Genomic DNA, 17,839 nt, shown 5'->3' with positions numbered 1-17,839 from the left:
GGATGGTGTGACATGAAGCTCACGAAGAAGTCCCACGCCTGTGTCCGCCTCGACAAGGACGGTCAGACGCTCGTCATCGATCCCGGCGGGTTCAGCGAGGAGGACGCCGCGCTCGGCGCGGATGCCATCCTGATCACGCACGAGCACCCGGACCACTTCGACGAGTTCCGGCTCCGGGCCGCCATGGAGAACAACCCCGCGGCCCGGATCTGGACGCTGAAGTCCGTCGCCGAGCGGATCACCTCGGCCTTCCCGGGCCGGGTGCACACCGTCGGCCACGGCGACACCTTCACCGCGGCCGGCTTCGAGGTGCAGGTCCACGGCGAACTGCACGCGGTGATCCACCCGGACATCCCGCGGATCACCAACGTCGGCTATCTGATCGACGGCGGCAAGGTCTTCCACCCCGGCGACGCCCTCACCGTGCCCGCCCATCCGGTTCAGACGCTGATGCTCCCGGTGATGGCCCCGTGGAACAAGATCTCCGAGGTCATCGACTACGTCCGCGAGGTGCGGCCGCAGCGCGCCTACGACGTCCACGACGCCCTGCTGACCGACCTGGCCCGTCCGATCTACGACCGCCAGATCGGCGCCCTGGGCGGCACGGACCACCAGCGGCTGACCCCGGGGGCGTCGGCGGAGGTCTGAGCCCGTTGTCAGAGGCTCCGGGTAGGTTGTGAGGCATGCGCATCGCTACCTGGAACGTGAACTCGATCACCGCCCGCCTGCCGAGGCTGCTGGCCTGGCTGGAGAGCAGCGGCACCGACGTGCTGTGCCTGCAGGAGGCCAAGGTCGCCGAGGAGCAGTTCCCGGTCGACCAGCTGCGCGAGCTGGGGTACGAGTCGGCGGTCCACGCCACCGGCCGGTGGAACGGCGTGGCGGTGCTCTCCCGGGTCGGCATCGAGGACGTCGTCAAGGGCCTGCCCGGTGACCCCGGCTTCGACGGCGTCACCGAGCCGCGCGCCATCTCGGCGACCTGCGGCCCGGTCCGCGTCTGGTCGGTGTACGTCCCCAACGGCCGCGAGGTGGAGCACCCGCACTACGCCTACAAGCTCCAGTGGTTCGAGGCCCTGAGGGCGGCCGTCGCCGGGGACGCGGGCGGCAGCCGCCCGTTCGCCGTCATGGGGGACTACAACGTGGCGCCGACGGACGACGACGTCTACGACCCGGCCGTCTTCGAGGGCTCCACCCATGTCACCCCCGCCGAGCGCGCCGCCCTCGCGTCCCTGCGCGAGGCCGGACTGAACGACGTGGTGCCCCGCCCGCTGAAGTACGACCACCCGTTCACGTACTGGGACTACCGCCAGCTCTGCTTCCCCAAGAACCGCGGCATGCGCATCGACCTGGTGTACGGCAACGCGCCCTTCGCCAAGGCCGTCAAGGACGCCTACGTCGACCGCGAGGAGCGCAAGGGCAAGGGTGCCTCCGATCACGCTCCGGTGGTGGTCGACCTCGAGGTCTGATGCCACGCTGGTTCCATGAACCTTCCGTTCCTGGGCCACCGGCACGACAAGAGCGGACACGCGGCGATCCCCTCCGACCCCGAGGGGATCGCCGCGCTGCTCTCCGAGTGCGAGCTGCTCCGCTCGCAGGCGGCCCGGGCGGGCGTCCGCCTCGACGACACGCCGGCCTCCCTGGAGGCCCTGGACCAGCTCGTCCCGCGCTGGCGCGACGACGCCGAGATCCTGCCCCGGCTGGGCAACGACGCGGGACTGTATCTGGGCACGGTCGTGGTGCGCACCGTGCCCGGCGCCACCTGGCTGATCCGCCCCGACGGCGAGCCCGTGGTACGGCTGGCCTCCGGCCGTGAGGTCGAGGTCGCCGGCGCCGGGCAGGACTGGGCCGCGAGCGGCGTCCCCGAGCTGTCCCAGCTGTACGCGGAGATCGCCGAGACCTGAGCCTGCGTCCGTTCCTCATCTCCGCTGCGGCAGGGGCCGGTTGGCACACAGCGCGGGGATGCCCCGTTGCGTGGGGCGGAGTTCCTCCACGGTGGGGCGGCTCATCGCAGCCGACCTCGACTAAGATGTGCCGTTCTGCATGCTGCGAGACCCCAGGGGGCGGCAGTTCACACGGGCCAGGCTCGTCCGGCGGCAGCCGGAGATCACTGCTCGCCGAGCGGGACGGACACGTACGACGGGTCGTCCGGGGGCGAGGAGAAGGTCAGCTGCGCGCCGGACGGGTTGTGCTCGATGTACAGCGGGTCGACCGTGTCGACCACCAGCGCGAGGCGGTGCCCGGCGGGAACGTCGTAGGCCGTGGAGAACAGGTCCAGGTCCACGTCGAACGGTTCGCCGGGTGTCCGCCCGTGCCAGGTGTACGGCGCGTTGGTGACCAGCTTGCCGACACCGAGCGGCCCGACGTCGTACAGGTAGGCCACGAGGGTGCCGCTCTCCGCGGTGGGAGTGAGCGTGGTGTGCAGGGTGGCCGTGCCGCGCACCTTCTGGGTGCCGGCGTACCGCTCCGACTGCCAGACGGCCGCCCAGCGGCGCGGCAGCAACGGGATGGCGGCCATGGGCGGCAGCTGCGCGACCTGGTCGAGGATGCTGGACAGGAAGACGACCCCGCCGTCCGCGCCGGAGTCGACGTTGGCGTGGATGGTGGTGGAGCCCGGGAGCGCGAACTTCCTGCGCGTCGCCTCGACCGACTTCCAGTCCGGGTAGCCCTCGTATCCCCCCGCGCTACGGGACTTCAGCTGGACCGGCTGCTCACGGTCGATGCCGTTGTCGGCGCCCTTCAGATAGTGGTCGAGCCAGCGCTCGGTGTCCGTCCAGACGTCGTTGGGCAGCCCGAACAGGCCCGTCAGTTCGGCGGTCGCGTGGTCGCCGGGGCGCAGCTCCAGGCGCTTGGGGACGGTCAGCTTCCGGTAGAAGTCGGCCTCCTGGTTCGCCGGGAAGACGGTGTCGCCCCAGGCGTTGGCGAGCATGACGGCCGCGCCGTTCTTGTTGAGCTGATCGACATAGGTCGCGGCGGAACGTTTCCGCCCCCAGTCGATCATCTCCTGTTCCTTGGACAGGTTCGAGGAGTACAAGTTGTCGAAGATCTCGCGCAGTTCGGGGCTCTCCCGGCCGGTCAGGGTGGCCGTGCCGTCCAGTACGGCGGCCGCCTGGACGTGCTGGGTGCGGCCCGAGTAGATCGAGTCGATCAGGTCCGCCCAGCCGCTGAGCGCGGCCACGGCCTTGATGCGCCTGTCGTGCGCGGCGGCGAGCAGGCTGATCCCGGCGCCGTACGACACCCCGGCCATGCCCACGTGCCGCGGGTCGGCCGGGGTGTTGGCGAGGGCCCAGTCGATGACCTTGGAGGCGTCCGCTATGTCCGGCGGACCGGCCACTTCTATCTGTCCGCCGGACTGCCAGAAACCGCGCACGTTGTAGGTGAGCACCACATAGCCGGCGTCGGCGAGCTTCTGCGCCTGGGCGAGGTACTCCACCTGGGGCAGGCTCCAGCTCGTGGGCAGCACGATGAGCGGGTAGCTGTGCGAGCCGTCGGCGCCCGCGGGCGTGACGACGTTCGCCTTCAGCACGGTGCCGCCGTCGCCGGTGATGTCGACGAACCGGACGTCCGGGCCGGCGGCCTGGGCGGCGGGCGCCAGGCCGACGACACTTCCGGCGATGAGCGCCGCCGAGACGGCTCCTGCGGCGGCGGTGCGCAAAGTGGTGCGACCGTGTCCCATGGGTCACTCCTTCAACTGTCGCAGTGCAAAGTGACCCGACGGTAACCGGACGCCCTTACCGTAAGTAACCCGTCGGTAAGTTACGTACCAGTAAAGTTTGTTGAACGACTATGCGGCCGTGTCGGCCGAGGCCGCCTCGGGCAGGGGAGTGCGCGCCGCCCGCGTCACGTCCGCCACCAGCTCGACCACGTCCGGGCCGTACGCCTGCGAGTTGACCACCTTCAGCAGCAGCACGAAGGACCCGGTGCCGTGCTTGCGGCGCAGCCGCTCGTGGTGGCGGGCGAGATAGCGGGTGGCGGCCTGGTTGGTGATGGCTCGCTGGCCGCAGAAGAGGAAGACCGGGCGGGCGTCCGTCTGCCCGCTCGCGGTGAGCCGGGCGAGCAGGACGTACTCGCTCCGGCCGCGCTCCATGCGGTACCGCTCCCCGCCGATCCGGAACATGCCCCGCTCCGCGACCGGTTCGGTCTCCGTGTTGACCCACACGCCCGGCAGCAGCGAGGAGAGGTGGGCCGCCATCCGGCGGTTCGAGTAGGGCCCGCCGACACAGAACTCGGTGCGCTCGCCGAACCCTTGCTGGGCCCCGTCATGTCCCACCACCTGGGCACGCGCATGGCAGTCCTTGATCAGGGCGGAGAGTTCCAGCAGGGCGTACATGTCGTAGCGCTTCACCGACAGCTCCGGTCCACCCGACGCGCGAGGAACGACGAGCAGTGACTCGGAGTTGTCCGGCAGCCCGAAGAACTCCTGCTTGCGCCGCAGTTTGCGCCGCCACAGATACGTACGGGCGAGCCAGCCCAGCGAGGCCGATATCCCGGTCGCCACCAGGCCCAGGACGATGTTGCGCACGTCGTCGTTCATGGCCGCGCATGGTAGCGGTCCCGGGCCAACGCTACGTACCCGTGTTCGACACGTGACGGTCGTGTGGCAGGACACCCAGGCGTACTGTCGGTACTACGGCAATCTGGTTACGCTGCGCGGACTGTCCCGACGGGAGGTACGGATGGGTCGTCCTGGCACGCGGAGAATGGCGGTTCTGGCGGTCTCGGCCGCGCTGGTGTCGGTGGGGGCGGCGGCGCCGCCCGCCGCGACAACGACCGGCACGCCCACCAAGGTTCCCGTGGCGGTGGGCTACGGCGGCGCGGTCGCCAGCGTCGACGCGGACGCCTCCGCCGCCGGCATCGAGGTACTCAGACACGGCGGCAACGCGGTCGACGCGGCCGTCGCCACCGCCGCCGCGCTCGGCGTCACCGAGCCGTACTCCGCGGGCATCGGCGGTGGCGGCTACTTCGTCTACTACGACGCCAAGTCGCGCACGGTGCACACCATCGACGGCCGGGAGACGGCGCCGCTCAGCGCCGACTCCGACCTGTTCCTGGAACACGGCAAGCCGCTCGCCTTCGCGGACGCCGTCAGCAGCGGCCTGAGCGTCGGCACCCCCGGCACGCCCGCGACCTGGCAGACCGCGCTGGACGAGTGGGGCAGCAAGCGGCTCGGCACGGTCCTGCGGCCGGCCGAGCGGATAGCCCGTGACGGCTTCACGGTGGACGACACCTTCCGCTCGCAGACCGCCTCCAACGAGACCCGGTTCCGCTACTTCCCGGACACCGCGAAGCTGTTCCTGCCCAACGGACAGCTGCCCGTCGTCGGCTCCACCTTCAAGAACCCCGAACTCGCCCGCACCTACGAGGAGCTGGGCCGCCGGGGCATCGACGCCGTCTACCGCGGGGACATCGGCGACGACATCGTCAAGACGGTCGAACACCCGCCCGTGGACCCCGCCTCCGGCTGGAACGCCCGCCCCGGCAAGCTGGCCGAGAAGGACCTCGCCGTCTACCGGGCCAAGTTCCAGGCGCCCACCAGGACGTCGTACCGCGGTCTGAACGTGTACTCCATCGCGCCCTCCTCCTCGGGCGGCACCACGGTCGGCGAGGCCCTCAACATCCTGGAGAACACCGACCTGTCGAAGGCGAGCGAGGCGCAGTACCTGCACCACTTCATCGAGGCGAGCCGGATCGCCTTCGCCGACCGCGGGCGCTGGGTCGGCGACCCCGCCTTCGAGGACGTACCGACGACGGAACTGCTGTCGCAGCGGTACGCCGACTCGCGGGCCTGCCTGATCAAGGACGACGCGGTCCTCACCAGCCCGCTCGCCCCCGGCGACCCGCGCCACCCGGCGGCCTGCGGCAAGGGTGGTACGGCGGCCCCGACGACGTACGAGGGCCAGAACACCACCCACCTGACCGTGGCCGACAAGTGGGGCAACGTCGTCTCCTACACGCTCACCATCGAGCAGACCGGCGGCAGCGGCATCACCGTGCCCGGCCGTGGCTTCCTGCTCAACAACGAGCTGACCGACTTCTCCTTCGCCCCCGCCAACCCGGCCGTGCACGACCCGAACCTGCCCGGCCCGGGCAAGCGGCCGCGCTCGTCGATCTCCCCGACGATCGTGCTGGACCGGAGCAACCGGCCGGTGGTGGCGCTCGGTTCGCCCGGTGGCGCGACCATCATCACCACCGTGCTGCAGACCCTCACCGAGTTCCTCGACCGTCATCTGCCGCTGGTCGACGCCATCGCCGCACCGCGTGCCAGCCAGCGCAACGCGGCGAAGACGGAACTCGAACCGGCCCTGTACAACAGTGATCTGCGCAAGCAGCTCGAGGCCATCGGTCATTCCTTCTCGCTCAACCCCGAGATCGGTGCGGCGACCGGTGTGCAACGGCTGCCGGGCGGCAAGTGGCTGGCCGCCGCCGAGAAGGTACGGCGCGGCGGCGGCTCGGCGATGGTGGTGGACCCGGCGCCGTAGCGTGTCGCAGGCCCGCGCGGCCTACAACTCCGGTGCGGGCGGCTGGGTTTCCTCGGTACGGAAGTCCAGCCGCCCGTCCGCGACGCCCACCGTCACCCGGCTGCCCTCGGAGATCGTGCCGTTCAGCAGCAGCCGCGACAGCTGGTTGTCCACCTCCCGCTGAATGGTGCGGCGCAGCGGCCGGGCGCCGTACTCCGGCTGGTAGCCGCGCTCGGCGATCCAGTCGACGGCCGCGTCCGTGAACGTGACCGCGACGCCCTGCCCGTCCAGCAGCCGCCGGGTGCCCTCCAGCAACAGATCGGTGATCTGCCGCAGTTGCTCGCTCGTCAGCTGCCGGAAGACCACGATCTCGTCGATGCGGTTGAGGAACTCCGGCCGGAAGTGCTCGCGCAGCGGCCGCAGGATCTGCTCGCGCCGCGCCTCCTCGTCCGCCTCCGCGCCGCCCGGCCCGAACCCGATCCCTCCGCCGCGCCGGATGATCGCATCGGAGCCGAGGTTGCTGGTCATCACGATGACCGTGTTGGTGAAGTCCACCGTCCGGCCCTGCGAGTCGGTCAGCCGGCCGTCGTCCAGGACCTGCAGCAGGATGTTGAAGACGTCCGGGTGGGCCTTCTCCACCTCGTCCAGCAGCAGCAGCGAGTACGGGTGCCGGCGCACCACCTCGGTGAGCTGACCGGCCTCCTCGTGGCCGACGTACCCGGGCGGGGCGCCGACCAGCCGGGAGACGGTGTGCCGCTCCTGGTACTCGCTCATGTCGAGCCGGACCATGCGGTCCTCGCTGCCGAACAGCGCCTCCGCCAGCGCCCGGGCCAGCTCGGTCTTGCCGACGCCGGTCGGGCCGAGGAACAGGAAGCTGCCGATCGGCCGGTTCGGGCTCGCGAGGCCCGCCCGGGAGCGCAGCACGGCCTCGGAGACCACGGCGACCGCCTCCTCCTGGCCGACGACCCGCTGGTGCAGGTGTTCCTCCAGGCCGAGCAGCCGCTCCTTCTCCTCCTGGGTGAGCCGGCTGACCGGGATGCCGGTCTGCCGGGACACCACCTCGGCGATGGCCTCCGCCGTCACCTCCAGGTCCAGCCCCTCGTCGGCCTTGTCCTCGTGGCTCGCCTCGGCGATGCGCTGCTTCAGCTCGCCGATCCGGTCGCGCAGCTCCTTGGCCTTGTCGTAGTCCTCGCCCGCGACCGCCTGGTCCTTGTCGCAGACCAGCTGCTCCACCTCGCGCTCCAGCGCGCGCACGTCCGCGCCCTTCGTCCCGGCACCGAGCCGGACCCGCGCGCCCGCCTGGTCGATCAGGTCGATCGCCTTGTCCGGCAGCCGCCGGTCGGTGAGATACCGGTCCGACAGCTCCACGGCGGCCACCAGCGCCTCGTCGGTGTAGCGGACCTGGTGGTGGGCCTCGTACCGGTCGCGCAGCCCGCGCAGGATCTCGATCGTGTCCTCGGTCGTCGGCTCGGGCACCAGGATCGGCTGGAACCGGCGGGCCAGCGCCGCGTCCTTCTCGATCCGCCGGAACTCCTCCAGCGTGGTCGCGCCCACGATGTGCAGCTCGCCCCGCGCCAGGGCGGGCTTGAGGATGTTGCCCGCGTCCATCGAGCCGCCCTCGCCGCCGGAGCCCGCACCCACGACGGTGTGCAGCTCGTCGAGGAACACGATCAGCTTGTCCGAGTGGGAGCGGATCTCCTCCACGATGGTGTTCAGGCGCTCCTCGAAGTCGCCCCGGTAGCGGGTGCCGGCGACGACGCCGGTCAGGTCCAGGGCCACGACCCGGCGGCCCGCCAGGACGTCCGGCACGTCCGAGTCGGCGATGCGCTCGGCGAGGCCCTCGACGATGGCGGTCTTGCCCACCCCCGCGTCCCCGATCAGCACCGGGTTGTTCTTGCCGCGCCGGGACAGCACCTCGATGGTCTGCTCGATCTCGGTGTCCCGGCCGATGACCGGGTCGATCCGGCCCTGCCGGGCCAGCTCGGTCAGATCGCGGCCGTACTTGTCCAGCGTGGGCGTGCCGGTGGCGCGCGGCCGCTCCACCCGGACCGGGGCGCTCTCCGGGGCCTCCGGCGGCAGGGAGCCGGCCGAGAACCGGGCCGCGTTCAGGATGTGGCCCGCCGCCGAGTCCGGGTTGGCCGCCAGCGCGCTCAGGACGTGCTCCGGGCCGATGTACCCGGCGCCGCTCGCCCGCGCCAGGTCGTGCGCGTCCAGCAGAGCGCGCTTGACCGCCGGGGTGAGCGAGAGCGACGTCGGCGGCGGCGCCTCGCCCGGCGGGTGCTGCGCCGGGCCGGCCCGGTCGTCGATCTCCGACGCGAGCGAGTCCGGGTCCGCGCCCGCCCGGCTCAGCAGGCTCCGGGTGGGCTCGGCCGCCACGGCGGCGCGCAGCAGGTGCTGGGTGTCCAGGTCCCGGCTGCCGTGCTCGACGGCGTACAGGGCGGCCCCTCTGACCAGCTCGCGGGCCGGCTGGCTGAGCAGCCGGCCGATGTCGATGTGGCGAGGCGCGCCGCGGGCTCCGGCGGATCCGCCGAAGAAGCGGGCCAGGAATTCACCGAAGGGGTCAGGAGGGTAGCCGTTGGTCATGGCGATGCGCTTCCTTCGCTGACGACTGGCTCCGCCGGGTAACCGGGTGGGGGCTGTTCATGCCCACGATGACACGAACCGGTGGGGCGGGCATGTTCGCCTACTGGGGAGGGGCTCGCTGTCCGTCTGGCGGCTGCGGGATGTCTGTGGTTGCTCGCGCAGTTCCCCGCGCCCCTTCAGGGCGCTTCCCGCGCCGTGAGGATCCGGGGACCCGAGTCTGTGATGGCCACTGTGTGCTCGACGTGGGCCGCGCGGGAGCCGTCGCTCGTCCTCAGGGTCCAGCCGTCGCCGGCCGCGTAGTAGCTGTCCTTGCCGCTCGCGATGAGCATGGGCTCGATGGCGAGGACCATACCGGGGCGCAGCGGGAGCCCACGCCCCGGGCGGCCCTCGTTGGGGACGTCGGGGTCCTCGTGCATACGGCGGCCGATGCCGTGGCCGCCGAAGCCGTCGGGGATGCCGTAGCCGGCGCTGCGGCAGATCCGGCCGACGGCGTGGGCGATGTCGCCGATGCGGTTGCCGGGGACGGCGGCCTCGATGCCGGCCGCCAGCGCCCGCTCGGCCGTCTCGATCAGGCGCAGGTCCGCCGGGCGCGGGCGGCCCACCGTGAAGCTGATCGCCGAGTCGCCCGCCCAGCCGTCCAGGGTGGCGCCGCAGTCGATCGAGACCAGGTCGCCGTCGCGGAGGCGGTGGCCGGTCGGGATGCCGTGCACGATCGCGTCGTTCACGGAGGCGCAGATCACGGCGGGAAAGGGGGTCGGGGCGAAGGACGGGCGGTAGCCCAGGAACGGCGACGAGGCCCCGGCCTCGCGCAGCACCTCCCGTGCCACCTCGTCCAGCTCCAGCGGGGAGACGCCGACGTCCGCGGCGTGTCGTACGGCGGTCAGGGCCCGCGCGACGACCTGGCCGGCCGCGTGCATCGCGTCGATCGAAGTGTCCGTCTTCAGTTCCACCATGCCAATTACTATACCGGTATTTTAATGGGGGCCGCGGTCGGGACCGGTATTAGAATGGGCGCATGGTGCGCACCCCCCTCACTCCCGAAGAGCGCGAACGCGGCGAGCGGCTCGGACAGTTGCTGCGCGAGGCGCGCGGCGGGCGGAGCATGCCCGAGGTCGCCGCGCAGGCGGGCATCTCCGCCGAGACGCTGCGCAAGATCGAGACGGGCCGGGCGCCGACACCGGCGTTCTTCACTGTGGCCGCGCTGGCCGGGGCTCTCGGGCTGTCGATGGACGAGCTGGTGGCGCGGTGTGCCCTCGCGCCCGCATGAGGGGCCGGTCCGCGCAGTGAGGGTGAGTCCGTGATGAGGCGCCCGCACTCTGCCGGAAAACTCTGTGTAGCAGCGCCGTAACACGACTCGTGTTGCCTGACCACCGGAAGTGCCGGCGGTCGGGCGGGAGCTGAGCGATGGTCGTGGATCGACTCCCCGGGGGAGTACGGGAGTTCGCGAGCTATCTGGACGGCCTGCTGGCGCGCCTGGACCAGGGCGGCGGGTGGAGCGGGGTCTTCTGGCAGCGGGATCCCGACGGCATGCGGGCCTGCCTGGACGGGCGCGAGGTGCCGCCGTGGGACGTGGTGGAGGCGCTGCTGGAGGACCTCGCCGCGGCGTACGGCTCCGCCGCCGCAGCAGCCGAACGGGAAAGGGCCCGCGCCCTGTACCGGGCCGCCCTCACGGCGTACGACGCCCGCCCCGGCGCGCGGGACACTCTGCTCGACCGCCTCGACGTGATGCTCCGCGAACAGCGCTACGCCGCCGAACGGCATTCCGAACTGACCCGCCTGCTGTCCGCCGCGTCCGCCCCCGAAGACGCCGACTCCCTCCGCCTCGACCTCGCCTGGGCCCAGGACGACCACGACCGTGCCACCGCGCGGTGCGCCGAACTCCGCTCCCGTTTGGCGGAGTTGGACCGGCGCGCGGCGGTGCGGTCGCGCGGGGTGCGGCAGGGGGGCGAGACCGGGCCGTCGTGGGCCGCGGGCGGCGGGGGCGCGGAGGCGCCGCCCAGCTTTCGCGAGGCCGGGCGCGATGGCCGGGCGGTGGAGGGGGAGCGGTGGCGGGCCGGGCGTTCGGGTGGGGTGCGGCTCGGGGACGAGTCCGGGCCGCCGCGGGACGAGGGCGAGGACCTGGAGGTACGGGGGAGCGGCGCGGCGGCGAAGGCCTCGCCGCCCCTGCGGGACACCGGCCGTGATCACGCCCGGCGCGAGGCCGAGCCCGCGTACCGCTCGGCGGCCGGACCGGAGCCCTGGGCTCCGGGCCCTGTCCCAGGCGAGGCGCGTCGCGCCGACAGCCGCCCTTTCGGGCCGACCGACCACGCCACGAGCCACCTCGCACCAGGCCGAGCACCCCTGCCCGACGACAGCTCCACTTCCGCCGACACCACGAACCCGCCCTCGCTGACGGACGGCCCCCCTCGGGCCCCGCACACCGCCCCGCCCGGTCGGATCCCGGGTGCGGTCGCGCCGCCTCGGGGCTCGGATGCCGAGGGTTCCGTGTGGGCTGCGCGCACGGTGGGCCCGGCACTGGCTCCGCACGGCGAGGCGTCCGGTCGGATGCCGGGTGGGGTCGCGTCGCCTCAGGGTTCGGATGCCGAGGGTTCCGTGTGGGCTGCGCGCACGGTGGGCCCGGCTCTGGCTCCGCACGGCGAGGCGTCCGGTCGGGTGCCGGGTGGGGTCGCGTCGCCTCGGGGTTCGGATGCCGAGGGTTCCGTGTGGGCTCCGCACACCGTCGCCCCCGCTTCGGTCCCGAACTCTGACGGCTCGACTCGCGCCCGGCGTGACATAGCGCCCGGTCCGGTGCCGCATGCCGACGGTTCGACTCGGGCTCCGTACACGGCAGCGCCCGCTCCGGCCCCGCACCCGGTCACGCCTGCCCCTGCCGCCGCGCCCTCTCCCCGCGCTGGTCAGGCCGCGCAAGCCACCTCGCCCCCTGCCCAGGCAGCCCCACCCTCTCCCCGCGCCGGTCAGGTCGCCCAAGCCGCCTCGCTCCCTCCTCAGGCCGCCCCTCCCTCTCCCGGCGCGCGTCAGGGCGCGCAGCAGACCCCGGCGTCCCCCCTTCCCGCCGACGCCCCAGCGCCCCCCGTACCGGCTCCTCGTACCGTTCCGGTCGACTCCCGTGCCGCCACCCCGCACTCCTCCTCGGCGACCGCCAAGTCCCGTAAGCGCCGGCGGGGCAGTGCGCGGTTCGCCGGGATGGTGGAGGAGGGTGCGGTGGCCGCTGGCGTGGTGCCGGCGACGGCCCCTGCGGTGCTGCCGGAGGCGCCCGCGCGTCGTACGCCGCGCGGGGCGCGGTTCGCCGGGGCCGGGCAGGCGGCCGAGCCCGTTGCGGCGGCGCCCGCCGAGGTGGTGGACGCCGAGGCGGAGGTGGCCGTGGCGGGGGTCGTGGAGCGGCTGGGGCGGCTCAGGGCCGAGGGGCGCAGTGGGGAGGCGCATGGGCTGCTCGTCGAGGTCGTGCAGTGGCCTCCCGGTTGGTTCCCGGCGCTCGCCGACGCGCTGCACCGCGCCGGTCTCGGCGCCGACTGGGCGACGCTGCTGTGGGAGACCGCCTCGCTGCCCGCGGAGCGGCTGGTCGCCGCCGCCGACGCGCTCACCGCAGCCGGACGGGAGGCCGACGGGCTCCAGTTGCTGCGGCAGGGGGTGGCCCGCCCGGCGGAGCAGATCGGCGCGGCCGTGCTGAGCCTGGAGGAGGAGGGGCGCCGGCGGGAGGCGGCGGCGCTGCTGGACGCGTGTGTGCGGGGGCGCACCGCGGAGGAGGCCGCCCGGAGCGTCGTACCGGATCCGCGCCGGCTCGTGCCCCTGCTGCTGCACGCCGCGCGGGCCGTCTCCGAGGAGCGGCACTGGGACCTCGTGCACGCACTGCGGGTGGCCGGGCACACGACGTGACCGGCGGCCCGTCACATCGTCCGGGTATGCTCCGTTTCACCCCTTCGAGCGTCCCCCTGGCTCACCCACAGGAGTAAGAAACGTGATCGACTCCGCGGGTTGACGACGATGGTCTTGGCAAGGGCCTCCCGGAGGCTTACTTTCGTCCCTCTACGGCCTGCTCTACGGGCGTAGAGGCTCTGACGGTCCCGTCGAAGGAGCAGCTCATGGCCAACGTCGTACGAGCCGCCCTGGTCCAGGCCACCTGGACCGGCGACACCGAGTCCATGGTGGCGAAACACGAGGAGCACGCCCGCGAGGCGGCCCGGCGGGGCGCCGGGGTCATCGGGTTCCAGGAGGTCTTCAACTCGCCCTACTTCTGCCAGGTCCAGGAGCCGGAGCACTACCGCTGGGCCGAGCCGGTGCCCGACGGGCCGACCGTGCGGCGGATGCAGGACCTCGCGCGCGAGACCGGGATGGTCGTCGTGGTCCCCGTCTTCGAGGTCGAGCAGTCCGGGTTCTACTACAACACCGCCGCCGTGATCGACGCCGACGGGACCTACCTCGGCAAGTACCGCAAGCACCACATCCCGCAGGTCAAGGGGTTCTGGGAGAAGTACTACTTCAAGCCCGGCAATCTGGGCTGGCCCGTCTTCGACACCGCCGTGGGGAAGATCGGCGTCTACATCTGCTACGACCGGCACTTCCCGGAGGGCTGGCGTCAACTCGGCCTCAACGGCGCCCAGTTGGTCTACAACCCGTCGGCCACGCACCGCGGGCTGTCCTCCTACCTGTGGCAGCTGGAGCAGCCCGCCGCGGCCGTCGCCAACGAGTACTTCGTCGCCGCCATCAACCGCGTGGGCCAGGAGGAGTACGGCGACAACGACTTCTACGGGACCAGTTACTTCGTCGACCCCCGCGGGCAGTTCGTCGGCGAGGTCGCGAGCGACAAGTCCGAGGAACTCCTCGTCCGTGACCTCGACTTCGATCTGATCGAGGAAGTGCGGCAGCAGTGGGCCTTCTACCGCGACCGCCGCCCCGACGCCTACGAAGGACTGGTGCAGCCGTGAACGACCTCTACTCCCGCCACCGCCAGGTCATGCCCGACTGGCTCGCCCTCTACTACGACGAGCCGCTCGAGATCACCCACGGAGAGGGCCGCCATGTCTGGGACTCCGCCGGCAACAAGTACCTGGACTTCTTCGGCGGCATCCTGACGACGATGACCGCGCACGCGCTGCCCGAGGTGACCAAGGCGGTCGGCGAGCAGGCCGGGCGGATCATCCACTCCTCGACCCTCTACCTCAACCGGCCGATGGTCGAACTCGCCGAGCGCATCGCCCAGGTGAGCGGAATCCCGGACGCCCGGGTCTTCTTCACCACCTCCGGCACCGAGGCCAACGACACGGCCCTGCTGCTCGCCACGGCCTACCGGCGCAGCAACACGATCCTGGCCATGCGCAACAGCTACCACGGCCGCTCCTTCAGCACCGTAGGCATCACCGGCAACCGCGGCTGGTCGCCGACCTCGCTGTCCCCGCTGCAGACCCTGTACGTGCACGGCGGTGTGCGCACCCGGGGTCCCTTCGCCGAGCTGGACGACCGCGCGTTCATCGACGCCTGCGTCGCCGACCTCAAGGACATCCTCGGGCACACCCGCCCGCCCGCCGCGCTGATCGCCGAGCCGATCCAGGGCGTCGGGGGCTTCACCTCCCCGCCCGACGGGCTCTACGCAGCCTTCCGGGAGGTCCTGAAGGAGCACGGCATCCTGTGGATCGCCGACGAGGTGCAGACCGGCTGGGGCCGCACCGGCGACCACTTCTGGGGCTGGCAGGCGCATGCCCAGAGCGGCCCGCCGGACCTCGTCACCTTCGCCAAGGGCATCGGCAACGGCACCTCGATCGGCGGGGTGATCGCCCGCGCCGAGATCATGAACTGCCTGGACGCCAACAGCATTTCGACCTTCGGCGGCACCCAGCTCACCATGGCCGCCGGTCTCGCCAACCTCACCTACCTCCTCGAACACGACCTCCAGGGCAACGCCCGCCGGGTCGGCGGCCTGCTCATCGAGCGGCTGCGGGCCGTCGCCGCCCAGCTGCCGGGAGTCCGCGAAGTGCGGGGCCGCGGGCTGATGATCGGCGTCGAGCTGGTCAGGCCGGGCACCGACGAGGCCGACCCGCAGGCGGCCGCGGCCGTACTGGAGGCGGCCCGAGAGGGCGGGCTGCTCATCGGCAAGGGCGGCGGCCACAACACCAGCGCCCTGCGCATCGCCCCGCCGCTGTCCCTCACCGTCGCCGAGGCCGAGGAGGGCGCGGCGATCCTGGAGCGGGCGCTCAGGAGTACGTACTAGAGAACGGCGGTACGGCCATGACCACCACCTCGCAGACCCGGTACGCCTGGGAACCCGCCCTCTCCGTGCGCCAGGTGCTCACCCTGGAGCGGGTGCTCGCCGGGGAACCCGAGGTGGTCGCCGGCGCCGCACAGCTCGACCGGCCGGTGCGCTGGGTGCATGTCGCCGAGGCCGCCGACGTCGGGGTGATGCTCAGCGGCGGCGAGATGGTCCTCACCACCGGCGTCCTCCTGGCCGGTGACGAGGCCAAGCAGGCCGAGTACGTCCAGTCGCTGCACCGGGCGGAGGCCGCCGCCGTCGTGCTCGGCCTCGGGCGGGCCTTCCCGACGCCGCCCGAGGTGATGCGCCGGGCCGCCGAGCGGTGCGGGCTGCCGATGGTCGTCCTGCACCGGCCCTTCCCGTTCGCCGAGCTCACCGAAGAGGTGCAGTCCAGGCTGGTGCGGCGGAAGTTCGCCGCCGTCAGCCTCTCGGAGACCGTACGGACCGAACTCACCGCCCTGATCACCGCCGGTGCGCCCCTGCAGCGGCTGCTCGACGACGTCGCCCGGCACAGCGGCTGCCCGGTCGTGGTCACCAACCTCGCCCACCGCGTCCTCGCCACGGCGGGGGAGCGGTCCGCGGTGGACGACGTGCTGCGCGACTGGGAGCGGATCGCCCGGCAGGCCTCGGCCCGCCCGGACGGCGGCTGGATCAGCGCCGAACTCGGCGGCCGCGGGGAGCGCTGGGGCCGGCTGCTGCTGTGCGGCTACCGGGGCGACACGGCCACCGGGCGGCTGCTCGCCGACCGGGCCGCCGAGGCGCTGGTCCTGCACCGCATGCTCGGCGGCGGCTCCGCCCACTCCTGGGAGGAGGAGTCCGCGCAGAGCCTGCTCACCGACCTGCTCTCCGGTGTCGTACCGGCCGGCCGGCTGCTGCCCCGGGCGCGCGCGGCCGGGCTGCCGGTCAACCGCCGCACCTTCGTCCCGCTCGTCGTCCTCGGCCGCGCCCCGGACGAACTCGACCGCGTGCTGCGGCTGTTGGGGCTGTCCGGGCTGGTCGCCGAGCTCGCCGACGGCCGGGCCGCCGTCCTGCTCAGCCTCGCCCGCGACCAGGACGCCGAGGCCCTCACCGCCCACTTCGCGGCCCGGCTGCGCGCCGGGCCAGGGGCCGTGGTCGCGGCCAGCGATCCCCGTACCGGCTGGGACGACGTGCCCGCCGGACTGCGCGAGGCCCGGCATGTCGCCGACGCCGTCGCCGACTCCTCGACCGCCCTCGACCTGCCGGCCGTGGTCCGTCTGAAGGACGTCCATCTGCGCGGGCTGATCCGCCTGCTGCGCGACGACCCGCAGGTGCAGTCCTTCGCCGAGCGGGAACTGGACGGGCTGCTGTGCGAGTCCGAACCGGAGCTGCTGAACGTCCTGCGGACGTATCTCGCGACCGGCCGCAACAAGTCCCGCACCGCCCAGCTCCACCATGTCTCCCGGCCCGCCCTCTACCGCCGCCTGGAGGCCATACAGACCCGCCTCGGCGTCGACCTGGACGACTTCGAACAGGCGGCCTCCGTGCACATCGCGCTCCTCGCGCACGACGCGCAACAGGGGTGAAACATGCGACGACCTGGGAAAACGGCGGTGAAACATGGGACTTGGCATGCGTGACACGGTGGCACGCGCACGGCCCGCAGACGTGACACGCTGCCCGTCGAACCGCCTTCGCGGGCTCTCTACGCTCACGGCACACCGAGCTACCGGAGGTCCCGATGAGCCGAGTGATCCGTGCCGCCCTGTTCCAGACCGCGTGGACCGGCGACAAGGAATCCATGATCCAGGTCCACGAGCAGGCGGCCCGCGACGCGGCCGCGCAGGGCGCCCAAGTCCTCTGCTTCCAGGAGCTGTTCTACGGCCCCTACTTCTGCCAGGTCCAGGACAAGGCCTTCTACGAGTACGCCGAACGGATCCCCGAGGGCCCGACCGTCCGGCGCTTCCAGTCCCTCGCCCGCGAGCTGGGCATCGTCCTCGTCCTGCCGATGTACGAGGAGGAACAGCCGGGCGTGCTGTACAACACCGCTGCCGTGATCGACGCGGACGGCTCCTACCTCGGCAAGTACCGCAAGACCCACATCCCCCAGGTGCAGGGATTCTGGGAGAAGTTCTACTTCCGCCCGGGCAACAGCGGCTGGCCCGTCTTCGACACCGCCGCCGGCCGGATCGGGGTCTACATCTGCTACGACCGCCACTTTCCGGAGGGCTGGCGGGCGTTGGGCCTCGCGGGTGCCGAGATCGTCTTCAACCCCTCGGCCACCTCCCGCGGCCTGTCCCGCTACCTCTGGCAGCTGGAACAGCCGGCGGCGGCCGTCGCCAACGAGTACTTCGTCGGCGCGATCAACCGGGTCGGCGTGGAGGACCTCGGCGACAACGACTTCTACGGCACGACCTACTTCGTGGACCCCGAGGCCCAGTTCGTCGGCGAGGTCGCGAGCGACAAGGAGACCGAACTCGTCGTACGCGACCTGGACCTGGCGAAACTCCGCGAGGTCCGCGACCGCTGGCAGTTCTACCGGGACCGGGCGCCGCAGGCGTACACACCGCTGACCGCGCCGTGACCGCATGCCGTTCGACACAGG

Annotated in this window: 14 protein-coding genes; 10 read left to right on the top strand and 4 right to left on the bottom strand. The window is 72.3% G+C overall.

Going from position 1 to position 17,839, the window contains the following annotated elements; translation table 11 throughout:
• The first annotated feature begins 12 nt into the window (after window positions 1–12).
• From FB563_RS01710 to FB563_RS01700, 3 genes are read left to right on the top strand one after another with little or no spacing between them, the layout of a single operon-like run.
• Window positions 13–648: an MBL fold metallo-hydrolase gene (locus tag FB563_RS01710; protein WP_055707155.1), complete on the top strand. Its 636-nt coding sequence runs from the start codon at window positions 13–15 to the stop codon at window positions 646–648.
• Between the two features lie 35 nt (window positions 649–683).
• The gene (locus FB563_RS01705; RefSeq protein ID WP_055707154.1) at window positions 684–1,463 is read left to right on the top strand and encodes an exodeoxyribonuclease III; all 780 of its coding nucleotides are present in this window, start codon (window positions 684–686) and stop codon (window positions 1,461–1,463) included.
• A gap of 15 nt (window positions 1,464–1,478) precedes the next feature.
• Window positions 1,479–1,898, top strand: coding sequence for a DUF6278 family protein (locus FB563_RS01700; protein ID WP_055707153.1), 420 nt, complete (start codon window positions 1,479–1,481; stop codon window positions 1,896–1,898).
• 203 nt (window positions 1,899–2,101) lie between these two features.
• Here the strand turns inward: FB563_RS01700 and FB563_RS01695 are convergent, their stop codons facing one another.
• Window positions 2,102–3,670: an alpha/beta fold hydrolase gene (locus FB563_RS01695; protein WP_055707152.1), complete on the bottom strand. Its 1,569-nt coding sequence runs from the start codon at window positions 3,668–3,670 to the stop codon at window positions 2,102–2,104.
• A gap of 108 nt (window positions 3,671–3,778) precedes the next feature.
• Complete coding sequence (locus FB563_RS01690) at window positions 3,779–4,528, bottom strand: hypothetical protein (protein WP_055707151.1); 750 nt, start codon at window positions 4,526–4,528, stop codon at window positions 3,779–3,781.
• A 142-nt stretch (window positions 4,529–4,670) separates the two neighbouring features.
• On the opposite strand from FB563_RS01690, the gene ggt reads away from it, so the two are divergent.
• Entirely contained in the window at window positions 4,671–6,473 is a 1,803-nt protein-coding gene (gene ggt / locus FB563_RS01685; protein ID WP_055707150.1) for a gamma-glutamyltransferase, read from the top strand.
• Window positions 6,474–6,494: 21 nt separating this feature from the next.
• Here the strand turns inward: ggt and FB563_RS01680 are convergent, their stop codons facing one another.
• Complete coding sequence (locus FB563_RS01680) at window positions 6,495–9,035, bottom strand: ATP-dependent Clp protease ATP-binding subunit (protein ID WP_055707149.1); 2,541 nt, start codon at window positions 9,033–9,035, stop codon at window positions 6,495–6,497.
• 176 nt (window positions 9,036–9,211) lie between these two features.
• The gene (gene map / locus FB563_RS01675; RefSeq protein ID WP_055707148.1) at window positions 9,212–9,988 is read right to left on the bottom strand and encodes a type I methionyl aminopeptidase; all 777 of its coding nucleotides are present in this window, start codon (window positions 9,986–9,988) and stop codon (window positions 9,212–9,214) included.
• 62 nt (window positions 9,989–10,050) lie between these two features.
• Here map and FB563_RS01670 point away from each other — a divergent pair, with 62 nt between their 5' ends.
• From FB563_RS01670 to FB563_RS01640, 6 genes are all read left to right on the top strand, one after another.
• A complete protein-coding gene (locus tag FB563_RS01670) occupies window positions 10,051–10,302 on the top strand; it encodes a helix-turn-helix domain-containing protein (protein ID WP_055707147.1) in 252 nt (83 codons plus the stop codon).
• A gap of 137 nt (window positions 10,303–10,439) precedes the next feature.
• A complete protein-coding gene (locus tag FB563_RS43765; RefSeq protein ID WP_244328992.1) occupies window positions 10,440–12,908 on the top strand; it encodes a hypothetical protein in 2,469 nt (822 codons plus the stop codon).
• Window positions 12,909–13,114: 206 nt separating this feature from the next.
• Window positions 13,115–13,957: a nitrilase-related carbon-nitrogen hydrolase gene (locus FB563_RS01655; protein ID WP_055710504.1), complete on the top strand. Its 843-nt coding sequence runs from the start codon at window positions 13,115–13,117 to the stop codon at window positions 13,955–13,957.
• Window positions 13,954–15,237, top strand: a complete 1,284-nt coding sequence (locus tag FB563_RS01650) for an aspartate aminotransferase family protein (RefSeq protein WP_055710503.1) — start codon at window positions 13,954–13,956, stop codon at window positions 15,235–15,237. The genes FB563_RS01655 and FB563_RS01650 overlap by 4 nt, the downstream gene beginning before the upstream one ends.
• 17 nt (window positions 15,238–15,254) lie before the next feature.
• Window positions 15,255–16,820: a PucR family transcriptional regulator gene (locus FB563_RS01645; RefSeq protein WP_055710502.1), complete on the top strand. Its 1,566-nt coding sequence runs from the start codon at window positions 15,255–15,257 to the stop codon at window positions 16,818–16,820.
• Window positions 16,821–16,975: 155 nt separating this feature from the next.
• Window positions 16,976–17,818: a nitrilase-related carbon-nitrogen hydrolase gene (locus FB563_RS01640; RefSeq protein ID WP_055710501.1), complete on the top strand. Its 843-nt coding sequence runs from the start codon at window positions 16,976–16,978 to the stop codon at window positions 17,816–17,818.
• The last annotated feature ends 21 nt before the right edge of the window (window positions 17,819–17,839 follow it).

Origin of the sequence: Streptomyces puniciscabiei (assembly GCF_006715785.1) — a bacterium.
GTDB classification, from domain to species: Bacteria; Actinomycetota; Actinomycetes; order Streptomycetales; family Streptomycetaceae; genus Streptomyces; species Streptomyces puniciscabiei.
The sequence above is the reverse complement of the archived record's forward strand: the minus strand, read 5'-3'. Positions and strand labels throughout refer to the sequence as shown.

What these genes read in the sequence shown, in the direction of transcription:
- FB563_RS01710 (WP_055707155.1), top strand. Translation starts at nt 13, where the DNA reads ATGAAGCTCACGAAGAAGTCCCACGCCTGTGTCCGCCTCGACAAGGAC.
- FB563_RS01705 (WP_055707154.1), top strand. Translation starts at nt 684, where the DNA reads ATGCGCATCGCTACCTGGAACGTGAACTCGATCACCGCCCGCCTGCCG.
- FB563_RS01700 (WP_055707153.1), top strand. Translation starts at nt 1,479, where the DNA reads ATGAACCTTCCGTTCCTGGGCCACCGGCACGACAAGAGCGGACACGCG.
- FB563_RS01695 (WP_055707152.1), bottom strand. Translation starts at nt 3,670, where the DNA reads ATGGGACACGGTCGCACCACTTTGCGCACCGCCGCCGCAGGAGCCGTC.
- FB563_RS01690 (WP_055707151.1), bottom strand. Translation starts at nt 4,528, where the DNA reads ATGAACGACGACGTGCGCAACATCGTCCTGGGCCTGGTGGCGACCGGG.
- ggt (WP_055707150.1), top strand. Translation starts at nt 4,671, where the DNA reads ATGGGTCGTCCTGGCACGCGGAGAATGGCGGTTCTGGCGGTCTCGGCC.
- FB563_RS01680 (WP_055707149.1), bottom strand. Translation starts at nt 9,035, where the DNA reads ATGACCAACGGCTACCCTCCTGACCCCTTCGGTGAATTCCTGGCCCGC.
- map (WP_055707148.1), bottom strand. Translation starts at nt 9,988, where the DNA reads ATGGTGGAACTGAAGACGGACACTTCGATCGACGCGATGCACGCGGCC.
- FB563_RS01670 (WP_055707147.1), top strand. Translation starts at nt 10,051, where the DNA reads ATGGTGCGCACCCCCCTCACTCCCGAAGAGCGCGAACGCGGCGAGCGG.
- FB563_RS43765 (WP_244328992.1), top strand. Translation starts at nt 10,440, where the DNA reads ATGGTCGTGGATCGACTCCCCGGGGGAGTACGGGAGTTCGCGAGCTAT.
- FB563_RS01655 (WP_055710504.1), top strand. Translation starts at nt 13,115, where the DNA reads ATGGCCAACGTCGTACGAGCCGCCCTGGTCCAGGCCACCTGGACCGGC.
- FB563_RS01645 (WP_055710502.1), top strand. Translation starts at nt 15,255, where the DNA reads ATGACCACCACCTCGCAGACCCGGTACGCCTGGGAACCCGCCCTCTCC.
- FB563_RS01640 (WP_055710501.1), top strand. Translation starts at nt 16,976, where the DNA reads ATGAGCCGAGTGATCCGTGCCGCCCTGTTCCAGACCGCGTGGACCGGC.